At 60.1% G+C, this 18,418-nt stretch carries 15 protein-coding genes; 7 read left to right on the top strand and 8 right to left on the bottom strand.

The genetic code is table 11. The annotated features are described in order from the left end of the window. Positions 1-55 precede the first annotated feature (55 nt). Positions 56-1,639: a glutamate--cysteine ligase gene (gene gshA, locus V6F78_RS10545; protein ID WP_169839177.1), complete on the top strand. Its 1,584-nt coding sequence runs from the start codon at positions 56-58 to the stop codon at positions 1,637-1,639. A gap of 391 nt (positions 1,640-2,030) precedes the next feature. Beyond that, positions 2,031-2,294, top strand: a complete 264-nt coding sequence (locus tag V6F78_RS10540) for a DUF3077 domain-containing protein (protein ID WP_332727148.1) — start codon at positions 2,031-2,033, stop codon at positions 2,292-2,294. Between the two features lie 68 nt (positions 2,295-2,362). Here V6F78_RS10540 and argA read toward each other — a convergent pair whose 3' ends face one another. Together argA and argE are read right to left on the bottom strand one after the other, a co-directional pair. Next, complete coding sequence (gene argA, locus V6F78_RS10535) at positions 2,363-3,661, bottom strand: amino-acid N-acetyltransferase (protein ID WP_047291200.1); 1,299 nt, start codon at positions 3,659-3,661, stop codon at positions 2,363-2,365. A gap of 136 nt (positions 3,662-3,797) precedes the next feature. Beyond that, a complete protein-coding gene (argE, locus tag V6F78_RS10530; protein ID WP_094991169.1) occupies positions 3,798-4,949 on the bottom strand; it encodes an acetylornithine deacetylase in 1,152 nt (383 codons plus the stop codon). A 157-nt stretch (positions 4,950-5,106) separates the two neighbouring features. On the opposite strand from argE, the gene V6F78_RS10525 reads away from it, so the two are divergent. Next, positions 5,107-6,495, top strand: a complete 1,389-nt coding sequence (locus V6F78_RS10525) for a CYTH domain-containing protein (protein ID WP_047272921.1) — start codon at positions 5,107-5,109, stop codon at positions 6,493-6,495. Between the two features lie 46 nt (positions 6,496-6,541). On the opposite strand, the gene V6F78_RS10520 is transcribed toward V6F78_RS10525, so the two are convergent. The 4 genes from V6F78_RS10520 to V6F78_RS10505 all read right to left on the bottom strand — a co-directional run bounded on the left by V6F78_RS10520 (position 6,542) and on the right by V6F78_RS10505 (position 11,260). Continuing rightward, positions 6,542-7,111 carry a lipocalin family protein gene (locus V6F78_RS10520; protein ID WP_047272920.1) on the bottom strand — a complete coding sequence of 190 codons (570 nt, stop codon included), beginning with the start codon at positions 7,109-7,111 and terminating at the stop codon, positions 6,542-6,544. A gap of 21 nt (positions 7,112-7,132) precedes the next feature. Then, positions 7,133-7,387 carry a lipoprotein gene (locus tag V6F78_RS10515; protein WP_047272919.1) on the bottom strand — a complete coding sequence of 85 codons (255 nt, stop codon included), beginning with the start codon at positions 7,385-7,387 and terminating at the stop codon, positions 7,133-7,135. Positions 7,388-7,601: 214 nt separating this feature from the next. Beyond that, positions 7,602-8,612: a class 1 fructose-bisphosphatase gene (locus V6F78_RS10510; RefSeq protein ID WP_047272918.1), complete on the bottom strand. Its 1,011-nt coding sequence runs from the start codon at positions 8,610-8,612 to the stop codon at positions 7,602-7,604. A gap of 200 nt (positions 8,613-8,812) precedes the next feature. Beyond that, the gene (locus V6F78_RS10505) at positions 8,813-11,260 is read right to left on the bottom strand and encodes a glycogen/starch/alpha-glucan phosphorylase (RefSeq protein ID WP_047291196.1); all 2,448 of its coding nucleotides are present in this window, start codon (positions 11,258-11,260) and stop codon (positions 8,813-8,815) included. Positions 11,261-11,512: 252 nt separating this feature from the next. Between V6F78_RS10505 and V6F78_RS10500 the strand changes: the two genes are divergently transcribed. Then, positions 11,513-11,950 (top strand): YkgJ family cysteine cluster protein, encoded by a 438-nt coding sequence (locus V6F78_RS10500; protein ID WP_047281788.1) that lies wholly within the window; start codon positions 11,513-11,515, stop codon positions 11,948-11,950. A 141-nt stretch (positions 11,951-12,091) separates the two neighbouring features. Here V6F78_RS10500 and typA read toward each other — a convergent pair whose 3' ends face one another. Beyond that, positions 12,092-13,912 (bottom strand): translational GTPase TypA, encoded by a 1,821-nt coding sequence (gene typA / locus V6F78_RS10495; protein ID WP_047291195.1) that lies wholly within the window; start codon positions 13,910-13,912, stop codon positions 12,092-12,094. Positions 13,913-14,051: 139 nt separating this feature from the next. Further along, positions 14,052-15,506, bottom strand: a complete 1,455-nt coding sequence (thiI, locus tag V6F78_RS10490; RefSeq protein WP_047279755.1) for a tRNA uracil 4-sulfurtransferase ThiI — start codon at positions 15,504-15,506, stop codon at positions 14,052-14,054. A gap of 336 nt (positions 15,507-15,842) precedes the next feature. On the opposite strand from thiI, the gene glnA reads away from it, so the two are divergent. The 3 genes from glnA (at position 15,843) to V6F78_RS10475 (ending at position 18,392) form a co-directional block, all read left to right on the top strand. Beyond that, on the top strand, positions 15,843-17,249 hold the full coding sequence (gene glnA, locus V6F78_RS10485; RefSeq protein WP_047272914.1) for a glutamate--ammonia ligase: 1,407 nt from the start codon (positions 15,843-15,845) through the stop codon (positions 17,247-17,249). 188 nt (positions 17,250-17,437) lie between these two features. Then, a complete protein-coding gene (locus tag V6F78_RS10480) occupies positions 17,438-17,860 on the top strand; it encodes a cupin domain-containing protein (protein ID WP_186348182.1) in 423 nt (140 codons plus the stop codon). 7 nt (positions 17,861-17,867) lie between these two features. Next, complete coding sequence (locus V6F78_RS10475; RefSeq protein WP_047291193.1) at positions 17,868-18,392, top strand: DUF4124 domain-containing protein; 525 nt, start codon at positions 17,868-17,870, stop codon at positions 18,390-18,392. Positions 18,393-18,418 lie beyond the last annotated feature (26 nt).

The raw sequence follows: 18,418 nt of genomic DNA, 5'->3' as shown, positions 1-18,418 counted from the left end.
TAGACCGTCCTGACCACCCCCATATTGGGGCGACTGACGCGTGAAGGAATCCAACTTGAGCCAACTTCTCAACCGCCGCCTGGCTCTGCTCAGCGAGCGCGCTAACCTCACTCTGCTGGAGCAGTGCCTGCACGGGATCGAGCGCGAATGCTTGCGCGTCACCGGCGAGGCCCGCCTGGCCCAGACGCCGCACCCCGAAGCACTGGGGTCGGCCCTGACCAACGATCAAATCACCACCGACTATTCCGAGTCGCTGCTGGAGTTCATCACCCCGGCCCTGCCCGACCCGGCAGAGACGCTGGCCAGCCTCGACAAGATCCACCGTTTTGCCTACAGCAAGCTCGGCAACGAGTACCTGTGGAGCCCTTCGATGCCGTGCCCGTTGCCGGCCGAAGCGGACATTCCAATTGCCTACTACGGCACGTCCAATATCGGACAGCTCAAGTACGTTTATCGCAAGGGCCTGGCCCTGCGTTACGGCAAAACCATGCAGTGCATTGCCGGCATTCACTACAACTTCTCGTTGCCTGAGGCCCTTTGGCCTGTGCTCAAAGCGGCAGACGGCTTTGTGGGCACCGACCGCGATTACCAGTCGAGCGCCTACATCGCGCTGATCCGTAACTTTCGCCGTTACAGCTGGCTGCTGATGTACCTGTTTGGTGCTTCGCCTGCACTGGACGCGGGTTTTCTGCGTGGCCGGGCTCACCAGCTCGAACAACTGGACCCCGACACGCTCTACCTGCCGTATGCCACCAGCCTGCGCATGAGCGACCTCGGCTACCAGAGCAACGCCCAGGCGGGCCTGACGCCGTGCTACAACGACCTCAACAGTTACACCGACAGCCTGCGCAAAGCCGTGGCAACGCCCTACGCGCCGTATGTCGAAATCGGCACGCACCAGGACGGCGAGTGGGTGCAACTGAACACCAACATCCTGCAAATCGAAAACGAGTACTACTCCAACATTCGCCCCAAGCGCGTGACCTACAGCGGCGAGCGCCCGATTCAGGCGCTCATGTCCCGTGGCGTGCAATACGTTGAAGTGCGTTTGCTGGACATCAACCCGTTCCTGCCGGTGGGCATTGACCTGCCCGAAGCCCGCTTTCTGGATGCTTTCCTGCTGTACTGCGCGCTGCAGGAAAGCCCGCAGTTCGACAGTTCGGAATGCGGCAGCTGCACCTCCAACTTCCTCAGCGTCGTCAAGGAAGGTCGCCGTCCGGGCCTGCAATTGCAGCGTGACGGTCAGCCGGTCGACATGAAGGCATGGGCAGCCGAACTGCTGGAACAGATCGCACCGTTGGCCGCGCTGCTGGACCAAAGCCACGGCGGCGATGCCCACAGCAAGGCGGTGGACGAGCAACTGGCGAAAATCAGGGACGTGTCCCTGACCCCGTCGGCCAAAGTGCTGGCCAGCATGGCCGATCACAAAGAAAGCTTCGCCCAATTCTCCCTGCGCCAAAGCATGGCCCACGCCGAATACTTCCGCAGCCAGCCACTCAGCCCTGAAGATCAGGCGGCTTTCGAAGAAAAAGCCCGCAAATCGATCAACGACCAACTAGACATTGAAGACACCGAAGAAGGTGATTTCGACCTGTTTGTGGCGTCGTATCAGGCGAGCATTTTGGCGATCAGTAACTGAGTGATGGCGGGCGGGCAGCCCGCCAGCCAACCCCCGAAGACGTTCAGGTCTCGCCGTGTCAGGGGGCGCGCACGCAAAGGTGCCGCCTCCTACACGAACTGCGGCAACGGATGGCTTCGGGGAGTTGAGTGCAGGCGTACCGTACACCGCCGCTGAAATAAACAGTGGCCGGGCCTGGAAACCCGAGTAACAATTACGCGCCTTAGCGCCATGTACCCTTCGGGGAGTTGGCGTTTTTTGTGCGTCAGTCTTCATCTTATGACGGCTGTGCGCGGGAGGTCTTCGGACCTGCCGGGTTTGCCTAATTGTCCCGGTTTCCAGCCTGCGTACAGCTGTCACCTTCGCCTGGACACGAACCTGACAGCTCTTAAACATATTAGGAGCACACTCAATGACCACCCCTTCCCCGATCAACACCCTCGGCGTCGTAACCTTCGGCCCGTGCGGCGAAAATGACCAACCTCTGTTTTGCGTTAACCCCGGTATACCTTTGCGTCAGGCGCTGGAGCACGTCTCGGCGTTGTTGTTTTGCGCCAAAAAGCTGGCCCTGGATGCCGCCCTGGAGAAAGACGGGGAACGCCATCCCTGGGCGTCGCACGACTTGTGCGACATGGGCAAGGCCGTTATTGATGATGTGTGTTTGCAGGCGTTTTAACGACGCACCGAAGCCGCCGCTCGACGCAGGTGTGCGTTGAACGGCGGCTTCAGTCGGCCGTGCAGGCGTTACAGGGCTTTTTCGAAGATTTTCGAATTGCGTTGAAAGTTGTACAACGAGGCGCGGGCTACCGGCAGGCGTTCCACACTGCTGGGCTCGAAGCCGCGCTCGCGGAACCAGTGAGCAGTGCGGGTGGTTAAGACGAACAGGGTTTTGAGCCCCAGCGCCCGCGCACGGTTTTCGATGCGTTCGAGCAGTTCGTCGCCGCGGCGGCCATGGCGGTATTCCGGGTTCACGGCCAGGCAGGCCAGTTCGCCCGCCTCGGAATCGGCAATCGGGTACAACGCCGCGCAGGCGATGATCATGCCTTCGCGCTCGACCACGCTGAATTGCTCGATTTCGCGCTCCAGCACTTCGCGGGAACGACGCACCAGAATGCCCTGCTCTTCCAGCGGGCTGATGAGGTCCAGCAAACCGCCGACGTCTTCAATCGCGGCTTCGCGGATTTTTTCGAACTGCTCCTGCGCCACCAGCGTGCCGCCGCCGTTACGGGTGAACAGCTCGGTCAGCAACGCGCCGTCTTCGGCGTAGCTGACGATATGGCTGCGGGCCACGCCGCCCCGGCAGGCCTCGGCGGCCGCTTCCAGCAGTTCAGCCTGATAATCGCTGCCCAGGCGCTTCATGTGGGCGGGCACTTGTTGCGGCCGCAGCTCGCGCACCAGACGCCCGTCTTCATCGAGCAAGCCCGGCTCGGCGCCAAACAGCAGCAATTTGTCGGCCTCCAGATCGATGGCGGCACGGGTGGCGACGTCTTCGCAGGCCAGGTTGAAGATTTCGCCAGTCGGCGAATACCCCAGCGGCGACAACAGCACGATGGAGCGCTCGTCGAGCAAGCGGTTAATGCCCTTGCGGTCCACCCGCCGCACTTCGCCGGTGTGGTGGTAGTCCACGCCATCGAGCACGCCAATCGGGCGCGCCGTCACCAGATTGCCGCTCGCCACGCGCAAGCGCGAACCCTGCATCGGTGAGGACGCCATGTCCATCGACAGCCGCGCTTCAATCGCAATGCGCAGCTGGCCCACGGCGTCGATCACGCATTCCAGCGTCGGGGCATCGGTGATGCGCATGCCTTCGTGGTAATGCGGCGTCAGCCCGCGAGCTTGCAGGCGGCTTTCGATTTGCGGACGCGAGCCATGCACCAGCACCAGCCGAACGCCCAAACTGTGCAGCAGCACCAGGTCGTGAACGATGTTGCCGAAATTGGGGTGCGCCACGCCATCGCCGGGGAGCATGACGACGAAGGTGCAATCGCGGTGGGCATTGATGTAAGGGGACGCGTGACGTAGCCAGTTAACGTAATCGGGCATAACCGGAGCCTGTAAAAAAGTGAGTCGCCTAAAAAGGGCACAAACAGCAAACGCACAACGGGCTGGTAGTTATCGTCGAAACTGACTTGGCGACACGCGTGCTCTCCTTGTGTGGACGGGTTGGACCTGCGGCGATTTACGGCGCCGGGGTCAGGCAATAGTGTTCGATCAACTGACTGAGTAGACGCACGGTCGGCTGCAAACGTGACATTTCGAGGTGTTCGCCCGGCTGATGTGCGCAGCTGATGTCACCGGGGCCGAGCACCAGCGTCTCACAGCCAAGGCGCTGAAGATAAGGCGCTTCGGTGCCAAACGCTACTGCTTCGGCACGATGCCCGGTCAGGCGCTCGGCCACGCGCACCAGTTCGCTGTCGGCCGCCTGCTCAAAGGGGGCAACGCCTGCCGCGAGCGGGGCGAAGTCAATCTGCACCTGATGGTGCTCAGCCAGTGGCTGGAGCTTGCTGCGGATGATGGCACGCAGCGCATGGGGGTCCATGCCCGGCAAGGGGCGCAGGTCGAATTCCAGCGAACACTGGCCGCAGATGCGGTTCGGGTTATCGCCCCCATGGATGCAGCCAAAGTTGAGGGTCGGCTGCGGCACGCTGAATTGCGGGTTGCGGTATTCGTGCAGCCATTGTTGGCGCAAGTCCTTGAGCGCGCTGATGACGTCGTGCATGGCCTCCAGTGCGCTGTGGCCCAGGCGTGGGTCCGAGGAATGGCCACTGCGCCCCAGAATGTCGATGCGCTCCATCATCACGCCCTTGTGCAGGCGGATCGGCTTGAGCCCCGTCGGCTCACCGATCACCGCCGCACGGCCCAGCGGGCGCCCGGCTTCAGCAAGCGCACGGGCGCCCGCCATGGAAGTTTCTTCGTCGCAAGTGGCCAGAATCAGCAAGGGTTGCCGGAACGGCTGATCCAGCAGAGGCCGGACGGCTTCGATGATTAAGGCGAAAAAGCCTTTCATGTCACAGCTGCCCAATCCGACCCAGCGGTTATCCACTTCTGTCAGTTTGAGCGGATCGGTCTGCCACAGCGCTTCGTCGTACGGCACCGTGTCGCTGTGGCCTGCCAGTACCAGTCCGCCGGGGCCGCTGCCATAACTGGCGAGCAGGTTGAATTTGCCGGGGCTGACAGGCTGGATCTCGCAGGCGAAGCCCAGATCACCCAGCCACGTGGCCAGCAGGTCGATAACCGGGCGATTGGTTTGATCCAGATGCGGTTGGGTGCAACTGACGGACGGTGCGCTGATCAAGGCAGCGAATTGCTCTTTGAGCGTGGGTAAAGGCATGCGCTGACTTCCTGTTGGCGGGGCGAGGCCCATCATAGGGCCATCTGAGCGGCAGAATAAACCCATGCGGGGCGCCGGGGCGGCGAGTCCTGTACACTGCACGGCCTTGGCAGCCACACCTTTCCCCGGCTGCGCACCGTTCCTGGATTTTCCGGCCATGCAGAAAGAAACCGAAATCAAACTCCGCGTCAGCCGCGAAACCCTCGCCGCCTTGCGCGAGCACCCTTTGCTGAAAAAGCGCAACAAAAGTGGCTGGGAAAGCCGTGAGTTGCTCAATCAATATTTCGACACCCCGGAGCGCGACCTGGCCAAGGCCAAGGTTGCCCTGCGCTTGCGCCGTGATGGCGAAGACGTGATCCAGACCCTCAAGACCCGTGGCGAAAGCGTTGCTGGCCTGTCTGTGCGCAATGAATACGACTGGCACCTGCCCAAAGCCAAACTGGACGTCAAAAAACTCGACGGCGAGTGCTGGCCCGAGGCGTTGGCCGAACTGGACAAAAAAACCCTCAAGCCCATTTTCACCACCGATTTCGTGCGCGAACGCGCCGAGATCTCGTGGGGCCGTGGCAAAGCCAAAGTGGTGATCGAAGCCGCGCTGGACGTGGGGCACGTGATTGCCGGCAAGCAGAAAGAAGAAATCTGCGAGCTGGAGCTTGAACTGCGCGAAGGCGAACCGGCTGCCTTGCTGGAACTGGCCGCCGAGCTGGCTGAAAAACTGGCCTTGATGCCGTGCGACATCAGCAAGGCTGAGCGCGGTTATCGCCTGTTCGACGCCAATAGTTATTCGGTGAGCCTGCCAGCCCCTGAGCTGACGCCGGAAACCCCGCTCGATGACGCGTTTGCCGCGCTGGCGTGGCATTTGCTGGCCAGCAGCCAGCGGTTGGCCGAGCAATACCGTTTCAATGGCCACTGGCGCCTGTTGCAAGACTGGGTGCAGCAACTGATTGACCTGCGCGCGCTGGTCAGCAGCCTGGGTCAGGCCGCGCCACGCCAATCCACCAGCACCTTGCGCGCCTCGCTCGACGCACTCCTGGAAGACTGGCGCCCGCTGGTGCAGATCGGTCAGGACGACGAAGACGTGCGCAAAGCCGCGCCCGAGCAGTTCCTTGAAGAGCTGGAAGACCCACGCTGGGGCCAGTTCTCGCTGAACACCTCGCGCTGGTTGATGGACCGCAGCTGGACCGTGGATCGCGGCACCACCCGTGGCAATCGTCAGGGCGCTGCACAACTGAGCAGCTGGCTGCCGCGTTTGCTGTCGGATGAAGCCATCGCGCTGCGTCTGAACCGTTACCAGCAGCAACCGGAAGACTTGGCAGAGCAACTGCCGCGCATCGAGCGCATTCAAGCGTGGCTGCGTTTGGCCCGTGGCGTGCTGGAGATTGCGGAAGTGGATCGCTTGTTTGGCGAGATGAACAAGCTGCAAGAGCTGGCGAATCAGCCGCTCACCGACGATGTTGAACACAACGAAGCATTGCTCGATGCCCGCAAGCATCAGGCGATCGCGGTGTATCAGAACCGCGCCTGGAAGACCTTGCTGCGCGCCTGAGCGTGAAGCAAAAGGCCCTCAGCGCTCGCTGAGGGCCTTCGGCCCTTTATTTCGTGGTCTTGGGCATGTCCGCGTCGGGCGTGCGCCAGATCAGACGTGTGGTGTCGTAGCCTTGCTGTTGAGCCTTGCTCAGCAACTCGTCACGGGTTTGCTGGTCGATGGTCGGTTTGCGCGACAGCAACCACAGGTAGCGACGGTCCGGGTTGCCTACCAGCGCCGTGCTGTAGTTGTCCCCCAGATACAGCACCCAGTAATCGCCTTTGGTCACACCCGGCAACAGTGTCGAGACCCAGTTATCAAACTCAACCCACAATTTGTCGGTCTTGCCCGGGACTTGCGGGGTGGCGGTGCCTTTGGCTTCCTGCCACTCACCGTCCTCGGTCAGGCAGCGGTTGAGCACGGCCACGTTACCGTCGGGCTTGAGGGTGTATTGCGCCTGGGACTGGGCGCAATTGCGCTGGAAGAACATCGGCAATCGCGCCTGTTCATACCAGGTGCCCTGGTAGCGCTTGAGATCGACGTTATCGACGGTTTTGGGGGCCAGTGCATCGCTGCCGGAGCTGGAACACCCGGCCAATACCAATGCAGTGCCCAGACACGCTAAAAGTCGCTTCATGGTTAACGCTCCTGTTCAGTCTTATTTCAAGCCCTGACCCGAGAACATCAGCACTTTGTCGCCTGCATATTGCACGCTGATAAAGCTGTTTTTATCGCCCCAGGTGCAGCTCGACATACCGAGTGCGCCCGAGCAGTCGGTCGGGCTGCCCAGCAGTTTCTCCACCTCGGCCTTGGGCATGCCGGCCGACAGCTTGGAGTAGTTTTCCTGATTGACCTTGCTGCAGGCCGCCAGTAATACACAGAACGACAACAACGCCAAAGAACGCAACTTCATGGAAAAGCTCCTGAATGGGAAGGTTGGCATTGCTGCCTCGGTGAGAGCTTAGAAGAGAAAAGCGCAGGGTGGTTCCCGCAGGGCACGGGTTTAGTTGCAGGCAGGACACGTTGAGGGGAGGCAATGAGGGGGTGTCGCCGCCGGGGAATGGCTAAACGTCAGAAGAACGGGGGGCGTTGGCCCCCCTTCGCAGCCTGCGGCGGCGAGTGCGCGCTTAGGCTTTGTGGTAAGCGGTGATGCGCGCGACTTCTTCTTTGGAGCCCAGGAATACCGCAACACGCTGGTGCAGGCCTTCAGGCTGGATGTCGAGGATGCGCTGGTGGCCGTCAGTGGACGCGCCGCCTGCCTGCTCCACCAGGAACGACATCGGGTTGGCTTCGTACATCAAGCGCAGCTTGCCTGGCTTGGACGGCTCACGGCTGTCACGCGGGTACATGAACACGCCACCACGGGTCAGGATGCGGTGCACGTCAGCCACCATCGCCGCCACCCAACGCATGTTGTAGTTCTTGTTCAACGGCCCTTCTTCGCCCGCCAGCAGCTCGTCGACGTAGCGCTGTACCGGGGCTTCCCAGTGGCGCTGGTTGGACATGTTGATGGCGAACTCCTGAGTGGACTCAGGAATGCTGATGTCTTCGTGGGTGAGCACGAAGCTGCCCATTTCGCGGTCCAGGGTGAACCCTTTCACGCCGTCACCCAGGGTCAGCACCAGCATGGTTTGCGGGCCGTAGATCGCATAACCGGCCGCCACTTGGGTGGAGCCCGGTTGCAGGAATGCTTTTTCGCCCAGGTCGCCGTTCTCGGCCAGGTGGCCTTCAGGGCAACGCAGCACGGAGAAAATCGTACCGACGGGCGCGTTGATGTCGATGTTGGACGAACCGTCCAGCGGGTCGAATACCAACAAGTAGGCGCCTTTCGGGTATTTGCCCGGGATCTGGTAGGCGTTGTCCATTTCTTCGGATGCCATACCGGCCAGGTGACCGCCCCATTCGTTGGCTTCGAGCAGGATTTCGTTGGAAATCACGTCGAGCTTCTTCTGGACTTCGCCTTGCACGTTTTCGGTGCCCATGCTGCCCAGAACACCACCCAGGGCGCCTTTGGACACGGCGTGGCTGATCTCTTTGCAAGCACGCGCCACCACTTCGATGAGGAAACGCAAATCAGCAGGCGTGTTGTTGCTGCGGGTCTGCTCGATCAAATAGCGACTCAGGGTAACGCGGGACATGTAAGGCTCCGAACTAGGGGGAGGGGGCAAAAAACCCGCGCAGTTTAACGCGTGTTGCCGTGCAAATCTTCTAATCAGACTCAGATCCGGCCGAGCGGGTTCAGTTGACGGCCAAAAACAGCCAAAACCCGTGGCCACCGCCCCGTGACGAGGCTGCGTGCGCTCGCAGCCTCGGGGGTTGGACAGCCGCTATAAGGCGGTTACAGCGCCTTCCAGATCTCGGTCGCGTATTCACGAATGGTGCGGTCGGAGGAGAACCACCCCATACGTGCCGTATTGAGCACCGCCGCGCGCCACCACGCGTCCGTGTCGTGCCACAGATGTTCGACGCGCATTTGCGCATCCCAATACGCGTCGAAGTCGGCGCAGACGTGAAAGCGGTCGTACTCAGTCAACGCGTCAATCAGACCGGTGTAACGCGCCGGGTCATCGTGGGAGAACACCCCGCCGCGAATCGCCTGCAAGACGTCGTTGAGTCGGTGGGACGCGGCGATCTCCGGCCCTGCGTTGAACTCGCCATTGCGCTTGCGCGCTTCGACCTGTTGCGCGGTCAGACCGAAGATAAACATGTTTTCTGCGCCCACCCGCTCGCACATTTCGACGTTGGCGCCGTCCAGCGTGCCAATGGTCAACGCCCCGTTGAGCCCGAATTTCATGTTGCTGGTGCCGGACGCCTCATACCCGGCAGTGGAGATTTGCTCGGACAAATCGGCCGCCGGGATGATGTTCTCCGCCAGGCTGACGTTGTAGTTGGGCAGGAACACCACTTTGAGCAGACCGCGCACAGTGGGGTCGTGGTTGATGGTGCGCGCAATGTCGTTGGTCAGCTTGATGATGAGTTTGGCCTGTTGATAACTGGCCGCCGCTTTGCCGGCAAAGATCTTCACCCGCGGCACCCAGCGGTTGCCCGGCTCGGCGCGTATGGCCTGATACAGCGCCACGGTGTGCAGCAGGTTCAGCAACTGGCGTTTGTACTCGTGGATGCGTTTGACCTGCACATCGAACATGGCTTCGGGGTTGACCACGATGCCCAGGCGCTCATAAATCAACGCCGCCAGGGTGCATTTGCTTTGCAGGCGCTGTTCAGCGAACTGCTTGCGGAAGTCCGCGCGCCCGGCGAACGGTTCCAGTTGAATCAGGTTGTGCTCGGGATCGTCCTGAAACTGCGGGCCCAGCGCATCGACCAACAGCGCCGTCAGCGGCGGGTTGGACTGGTAAAGCCAGCGTCGGAAGGTCACGCCGTTGGTTTTGTTGTTGATACGGTCCGGGTACAGCTTGTGCATGTGCGAGAACACGGTGCTGCGCATCAATTGCGTGTGCAGCCCTGACACGCCGTTGACGCTGTGGCACCCCAAAAACGCCAGATTGCCCATGCGCACGCGGCGGCCGTTGTCTTCCTCGATCAAGGACACGGCGCGCAGCACGTCAAAGTCATGCACGCCCTGTTCGCGCAGCGAATCGATGTGCAGCCCGTTAATCAGGTAAATGATCTGCATATGCCGGGGCAGCAAGCGCTCCATCAGCCCCACCGGCCAGGTTTCAAGCGCTTCGGGGAGCAAGGTGTGGTTGGTGTAGGCCAGGGTTTGGACCGTGACCTTCCAGGCGGCGCCCCACTCCACCTCGTGCTCATCGACCAGCAGGCGCATCAGCTCCGCGACAGCGATGGACGGATGGGTGTCATTGAGCTGAATGGCCACGTGGTCGCCGAGGTCAAGCAAGGCGAAGCCCTGATCGAGATGGCGCCGGATCAAGTCCCTCAACGACGCCGCCACGAAGAAGTATTCCTGACGCAGGCGCAGTTCCTGCCCGGCTTCATTGCTGTCCGCCGGGTACAGCACCCGCGAAATGCTTTCAGCACGCACCACTTCCGCGACCGCGCCCAAGTGGTCACCGGCATTGAAGCGTTCGAGGTGCATCTCATGCACGGCCCTGGACCGCCATAAGCGCAACGTGTTGACGCTGGCACCGCGCCAGCCCACGACCGGGGTGTCGTAAGCAATCGCACGCACGGTTTCGCCCGGCCACCAGACCTGCCGCGGATGCCCCTGTTCGTCGATTTTGGTTTCGACCGCCCCGCCGAAGCCAATGAGGTACACCACCTCCGGCCGCTCAAACTCCCATGGGTTGCCGAAGTCCAGCCAGTTTTCGGTCTGCTCCTGTTGCCAGCCGTCGACGATGCTCTGGCGGAACAACCCGTGCTCATAGCGAATACCGTAGCCGTGGGCTGCGACGCCCAGGGTGGCCATGCTTTCCATGAAACACGCCGCCAGACGGCCCAGCCCGCCATTGCCCAGCGCGGCATCGGGTTCGAGCAGGCGGATCTGCTCCAGGTCGACCCCCAGCTCGGTCAGCGCTTGGCGAGCGATATCCAGCAAGCCCAGGTTGCTGAGGCTGTCGTACAGCAAACGGCCGATCAAAAATTCCAGCGACAGGTAATACACCCGCTTTTGGCCTTTGCGGTAAATCTGCCGCGTGTTGTCCATCCAGTGCTCGACCATATGGTCGCGGGCGGCCAGCGCAATGGCCTCGAACCAGTCATGGTCGAACGCGTGTTCCGGGTCCTTGCCCACCGCGTAGGTCAGTTTGGCCAGTACGGCGGCGCGGAAGGCCGCCACTTGTGCATCACAAACAAGCGGTTCCTGGGACATCGATGCAACCTCAAGCGAGATGAAGCGATTTTAAGAACGAATGGTGTCAGCCTAGACGCTCTGACAGAAGGTGGCGGGTTGTGTTCGAGATTTTTGCGCGCGCCTGCGGCTAAAACGGGCGAGGAAATGGCGCACCGGATTGGGGCGACAAGCGGCACTGCCGGGGATTGAGCAAAAAACCGGCAAATGGTTGTTCAATTCTTGTTCAACCCCGGTATGATCGCGCGCCCTGTTACACGCTGGAATATAAGCCTGATGAAGTCCAACCTGATCGCCGCCGCGGAAATCGACCGTCTCGATACGTGGGCCAAATACACCGCGCCCATGTGCGGCTCCTGCATTTCCAGCTGCTGCACCCTGCCGGTCGAGGTCAAGGTCAAAGACTTGATCCGCATCGGGCTGGTGGATGAATTCGAACTGGGCGACCCGCCGAAGAACATCGCCAAGCGTCTGCAAAAAGAAGGGATTGTGGAACGTTTCAACCAGAAGTCGGGCATCTTCACGTTGCAGCGCATGAGCAACAACGACTGCCTGTACCTGGACCGCAAATCGCGCATGTGCACCATCTATGACAAGCGCCCCGACACCTGCCGCAACCACCCGCGCATCGGGCCGCGCCCAGGCTACTGCGCCTATATCCCCAAAGCGGTTGAGCGCAAGAACAGCAGCGTTAAATTGATGGATTTTTAAGCCGCACAGCCCCTCACCCTGGCCCTCTCCCAATGGGAGAGAACGGGGGGGATGAGGCAACAATGCCCCCAAACGACGAACATAAAAAAACGCCCCCGACCGCAAGGTCGGGGGCGTTTTTGTAACCGCTAACTAATTAACTTAGTTTTTGGCTTTTTTGGCAGCGCGGGTACGCTCGCCTTCGTCCAGGATCTTCTTACGAAGACGGATGGACTTAGGCGTCACTTCGCACAGCTCGTCGTCCTGGATGAATTCCAGAGCCTGTTCCAGGGTGAAGCGAACAGGTGGAACCAGAGCGATGGTTTCGTCTTTACCCGAAGCACGCATGTTGTCGAGCTTCTTGCCCTTGGTAGGGTTAACGCCCATGTCGGTGTCACGGCTGTTCAGGCCCACGATCTGACCGTTGTAGATCTCTTGACCGTGCTCAACGAACAGCTTGCCACGCGCCTGCAGGGTTTCCAGGGAGTAGGTCAGCGCCTTGCCTGTTTCAACCGATACCAGAACGCCGTTCTGACGGCCGGACATGTGGCCGGACTTCATCACGTCGTAACGATCGAAGATCGAGGTCAGGATGCCAGCACCGTTGGTCAGGGTCAGGAACTGGTTACGGAAACCGATCAGACCGCGAGCAGGGATGTTGTATTCCAGACGTACACGGCCCTTGCCATCCGGCACCATGTTGGTCAGGTCGCCCTTACGCAGGCCCATCTCTTCCATCACCTTGCCCTGAGATTCTTCTGGCAGGTCGATGGTGACGTTTTCGAACGGTTCGTGCTTAACGCCGTCAACCATGCGGATGATCACTTCTGGACGGCCAACGCCCATTTCGAAGCCTTCGCGACGCATGGTTTCGATCAGAACCGACAGGTGCAATTCACCACGGCCCGATACTTTGAACTTGTCAGCCGAGTCGCCTTCTTCAACGCGCAGAGCAACGTTGTACAGCAGCTCTTTGTCCAGACGTTCCTTGATGTTACGGGACGTCACGAACTTGCCTTCTTTACCGCAGAATGGCGAGTCGTTTACCTGGAAGGTCATGGAAACGGTTGGCTCGTCAACGGTCAACGGCTTCATCGCTTCAACGTTCATCGGGTCGCACAGGGTGTCGGAGATGAACAACGAGTCCATACCGCTGATACAAACGATGTCGCCGGCAGCCGCTTCTTCAACGTCTACACGGTGCAGACCGTGGTGACCCATCAGCTTCAGGATACGACCGTTGCGGCGCTTGCCGTCAGCGTCGATGGCCACAACCGGGGTGTTCGGCTTGACGCGACCACGTGCAATACGGCCAACGCCGATAATGCCCAGGAAGCTGTTGTAGTCCAGTGCCGAGATTTGCATCTGGAACGGACCGTCACGGTCAACAGACGGCGCAGGTACGTTGTCGACGATCGACTGGTACAGCGGGGTCATGTCTTCAGCCATGTCGGTGTGGTCAAGACCAGCAATACCGTTCAGGGCAGAGGCGTAAACCACTTTGAAGTCCAGCTGTTCTTCAGTAGCGCCCAAGTTGTCGAACAGATCGAAGATCTGGTCCAGAACCCAATCAGGACGCGCGCCCGGACGGTCAACCTTGTTGATAACCACGATTGGACGCAGGCCGGCTTCGAACGCCTTCTTGGTCACGAAACGGGTTTGCGGCATAGGGCCGTCTTGAGCGTCAACCAGCAGCAGAACGGAGTCAACCATCGACATTACGCGTTCTACTTCACCGCCGAAGTCGGCGTGGCCCGGGGTGTCCACGATGTTGATGTGGTAGCCGTTCCAGTTGATGGCGGTGTTTTTCGCCAGAATGGTAATACCGCGCTCTTTCTCCTGGTCGTTGGAGTCCATCACGCGCTCGTCGTTGAGCTCGCCGCGCTCCAGAGTGCCGGATTGACGCAAGAGTTTGTCTACCAGAGTGGTTTTACCGTGGTCAACGTGAGCAATGATGGCGATGTTGCGTAGATTTTCGATCACTTGTGTATCTCGATCAGAGGATTCGGTGTGCTGACAGGTCGTGGCAGCGATTAACAATAGAGTCAGGCCTTGCCGTTACAACTTGACGGCGGCGTCGGGGGGCCGGTGACGCAGGCCACAGGCATACAGCCCCGGGCTCTTAGCTCGGTCGATAAACGCGCACATTGGCATGTCCCTCACTGAGCAAATGGTGAGCATGCAGGCGACTCATCACGCCTTTGTCGCAATACAACAGGTACTGACGGGTGTCATCCAGTTCCTTGAAGCGGCTGTTCAGAGCATAGAACGGCAACGCTTGTACTTCGATGCCAGCCAGTTCCAGCGGCTGATCTTCCTGGGCATCCGGGTGACGGATGTCGAGGACGATCTGTCCCGCCAGCACTTCGCTGACCTCTTCGACTTGCAAGTCCTGGCCCAATTCATCGATGACCCGATCAATCGGCACCAGTTTGGCCCGCTCAAGCGCACGCTCAAGCACGGCCATATCAAACTGTTGTTCTTCGTACTCCACGCGCGGACGTTTGGCGTGGGTCTTGGGGTTGACCGAAATCACCCCGCAATATTCAGGCATATGTTTGGCGAAGTCGGCCGTGCCGATCTCGGTCGCCAGATCGATGATGTCCTGTTTGTGGCTGGCGATCAGCGGGCGCAAGACCAGTTTGTCGGTCACGCAGTCGATCACGGACAGGTTGGGCAGCGTCTGGCTGGACACCTGCGAGATCGCTTCGCCCGTCACCAGTGCGTCGATATCGAGCCGGTCCGCAATACGGGACGCAGCGCGCAACATCATACGCTTCAAAATGACGCCCATATGACTGTTATCGACTTTGCCGAGAATTTCGCCCAGCACTTCTTCGAACGGCACGCTGACAAACAGCACCCGCTGCGAGCTGCCGTACTTCTTCCATATATAGTGCGCGACTTCCATCACGCCCAGTTCATGGGCACGGCCGCCGAGGTTGAAGAAGCAAAAATGGCTCATCAGGCCGCGGCGCATGATCTGGTAGGCCGCGACGGTGGAGTCGAAACCACCGGACATCAGCACCAGCGTCTGTTCCAGCGCGCCCAGCGGGTAGCCGCCAATGCTGTCGTGCTGGTTGTGAATCACAAACAACCGTTGGTCGCGAATTTCGATCCGGACTTCGATTTCCGGGTTTTTCAGCGAGATTCCGGCCGCACCGCACTCACGACGCAGCTTGCTGCCCACATATTTCTCGACGTCCATCGAGGAAAAAGGGTGCTTGCCCGCGCGCTTGCAGCGCACCGAAAAGACCTTGCCGGCCAGCGAATCGCCGAAGTGCAGTTTGCACTTCTCGACGATGTCGTCGAAGTCGCCCAACGGGTACTCATCCACCTGCAGAAAATGCGCGATGCCCGGCATGCAGCTCAGGCGTTCGGTCATCTCTTTCAGGGCTTTGGGGTCGCTCACACGCGTTTGCAGCTCGATGTTGTCCCACACACCGCTCACTACCACAGCCGGGTCCAGATCGCGGAGCACGGTACGGATGTTTTTGGCCAATTGACGGACAAAACGCATCCGAACCGGGCGGCTCTTGATAGTGATCTCGGGGAAGACTTTAACGATTAGTTTCATGAAAACAGCGCGCGAGCAGCCTGCCAAAAAAGGGGGGCGCGGATTATAGCGGAAATTGCTCAAGGTTTAACCAGTTATCGTACAAACGGTTTTGGTCGCACCAAAATAGAGCAAAAGGGCAGGTTTTCGCTTCATTTGAGTGCGATAACAGGCACGAATCGGTAGGCTGCACCGCTTACCTGCCTGAGTTTGGCGCATTACACCCAAGTCAGGGCACTGGCATGCAATTTGCTCCCTTGTGAGGCAGGTTGCCTTGGCAGAGTATTCGCGCCGGCATCAAGCACATTACTAAGGGCGCACCACTACTTACCCGCCCGAAGCCACCCCGGAGGACATATGTCGAAGTCGGTTCAACTCATCAAAGATCATGACGTCAAGTGGATTGATCTGCGCTTCACGGACACCAAAGGTACTCAGCACCACGTGACCATGCCGGCCCGTGATGCGCTCGATGAAAACTTCTTCACCGACGGCAAGATGTTCGACGGCTCCTCCATCGCTGGCTGGAAAGGCATCGAAGCTTCCGACATGATCCTGCTGCCAGACGACAGCACAGCGGTCCTGGACCCGTTCACCGAGCAGCCAACGCTGATCCTGGTGTGCGACATCATCGAACCTTCGACCATGCAAGGCTATGACCGCGACCCGCGCGCGATCGCCAACCGTGCCGAGGAATACCTGAAGTCCACCGGTATCGGCGACACCGTATTCGTTGGCCCAGAGCCTGAGTTCTTCATCTTCGACGAAGTGAAATTCAAGTCCGACATCTCCGGCTCCATGTTCAAGATCTACTCCGAACAAGGTTCGTGGATGTCCGACCAGGACGTTGAAGGCGGCAACCGTGGCCACCGTCCAGGCATCAAGGGCGGCTACTTCCCGGTTCCACCGTTCGACCACGACCACGAAATCCGTACCTCCATGTGCAACGCCATGGAAGAAATGGGCCTGGTCATCGAAGTTCATCACCACGAAGTGGCAACGGCTGGCCAGAACGAAATCGGCGTGCAGTTCAACACCCTGGTGAAAAAGGCTGACGAAGTTCAGACCCTGAAGTACTGCGTACACAACGTGGCTGACGCTTACGGCCGCACCGCGACCTTCATGCCCAAACCGCTGTACGGCGACAACGGTTCAGGCATGCACGTGCACATGTCCATCTCCAAAGAAGGCAAGAACACCTTCGCTGGCGAAGGCTATGCCGGCCTGTCCGACACCGCTCTGTACTTCATCGGCGGCATCATCAAGCACGGTAAGGCCCTGAACGGCTTCACCAACCCGTCGACCAACTCCTACAAGCGTCTGGTGCCAGGCTTCGAAGCGCCGGTGATGCTGGCCTACTCGGCACGCAACCGTTCTGCCTCGATCCGTATTCCTTACGTGTCCAGCCCCAAGGCTCGCCGTATCGAAGCCCGTTTCCCGGACCCGGCAGCCAACCCATACCTGTGCTTCGCAGCACTGATGATGGCGGGTCTGGACGGTATCCAGAACAAGATCCACCCGGGCGACGCCGCCGACAAAAACCTGTACGACCTGCCGCCTGAAGAGGCGAAAGAAATCCCGCAGGTGTGCGGCAGCTTGAAAGAAGCGCTGGAAGAACTGGACAAGGGCCGTGCGTTCCTGACCAAAGGCGGCGTGTTCAGCGACGACTTCATCGACGCTTACATCGCCCTGAAAAGCGAAGAAGAAATCAAAGTACGCACCTTCGTACACCCACTGGAATACGAGCTGTACTACAGCTGCTAATCCCGTGACACCGGCGCTGGCCGCGTGAATAAAAAAACCTCCTTCGGGAGGTTTTTTTTGCTCGTTCTTACACCGATTCCAGCCCCGGCTTGCACGGCAGATCTCTCCTGACCGACAGCCAGTCCCCGCCGTTCTGCGTAGCGTGAGTCCACTCAATCACGGTTTCAAAACCACGCAAGGATTCGCTGATGGTGCGCTCACGTCTTATCCCCTCCTCCCTGTTCATCACTGCCTGCCTGAGCTTGACGGGCTGTGCGCAGACCTCAACCGCCGTACAGACCGAACAGCTCCTTAAAACCGCACACGCCTGGGAAGGGACGCGCTACGAGGCGTACCCCGAGGGGCGGCCAGAATTAAGCGTGTTGAAAATTACCATTCCCGCCAAAACCACCCTCAACTGGCACACCCACCCAATGCCCAATGCGGCGTATCTGATTTCCGGCGAACTGCTCGTAGAAACCCGCGACGGCAAACACACCCGGCTCAAGCCCGGTCAGGTGCTGCCTGAGGTGGTGAACGTGCCTCACCGCGGAACCAGCGGCAACACGCCCGTGGAACTGATCGTTTTTTACGCGGGCGCCACAGGCCTGCCGCTCTCCAAACCCGACTGAGCCAGCCATGCATAGCCTGCTGCTGCTGACCCTTGGGCTGATCGCCGTGCCCGGTGCTGCGCAACCTTACACCTACATCGACGAGGGCGGCACACCCCACTACACCGACACGCCCAGCCGCCATGTGCTCAGCGCGCCGGTGGTGCTGACACCCCTCAATCGGCTCCCGGCACGGGCAATAGCCCCGCAGACCAATCCGCAGGCGTTATTACCCGAGCGTGAAAGCCCGCCGGTGCTCTTCAGGTACACCATGCTGGAAGTCAGCGGCCTGCCCGAAGGTCAAGCCCTGAGGGCCAACAACGGGACGTTCAGCGTTCAGGTGCGGGTCGAGCCGCCGCTTCGAGCGGGGCACCGCCTCCAGTTAGTACTGGACGGCACGCCCTACGGTGTTCCCGGCCGCTCACGCGAGATAAAGCTGGATAACGTTGACCGGGGAGAACACCGCCTCGCCGCGCGCATTCTGCACGGCAACACCGAGGTGCAACGCAGTGCTGACGCGACATTTCACCTGCAACGCGCGCGCTTGCGTTAGCGCTCTTCACGCGCTGACCCGACCCT

This window comes from Pseudomonas sp. ESBL9 (assembly GCF_036668715.1).
GTDB lineage: Bacteria > Pseudomonadota > Gammaproteobacteria > Pseudomonadales > Pseudomonadaceae > Aquipseudomonas > Aquipseudomonas lundensis.
Note: the sequence above shows the minus strand (reverse complement) of the source record. Positions and strands in the feature narration are given on the sequence as shown.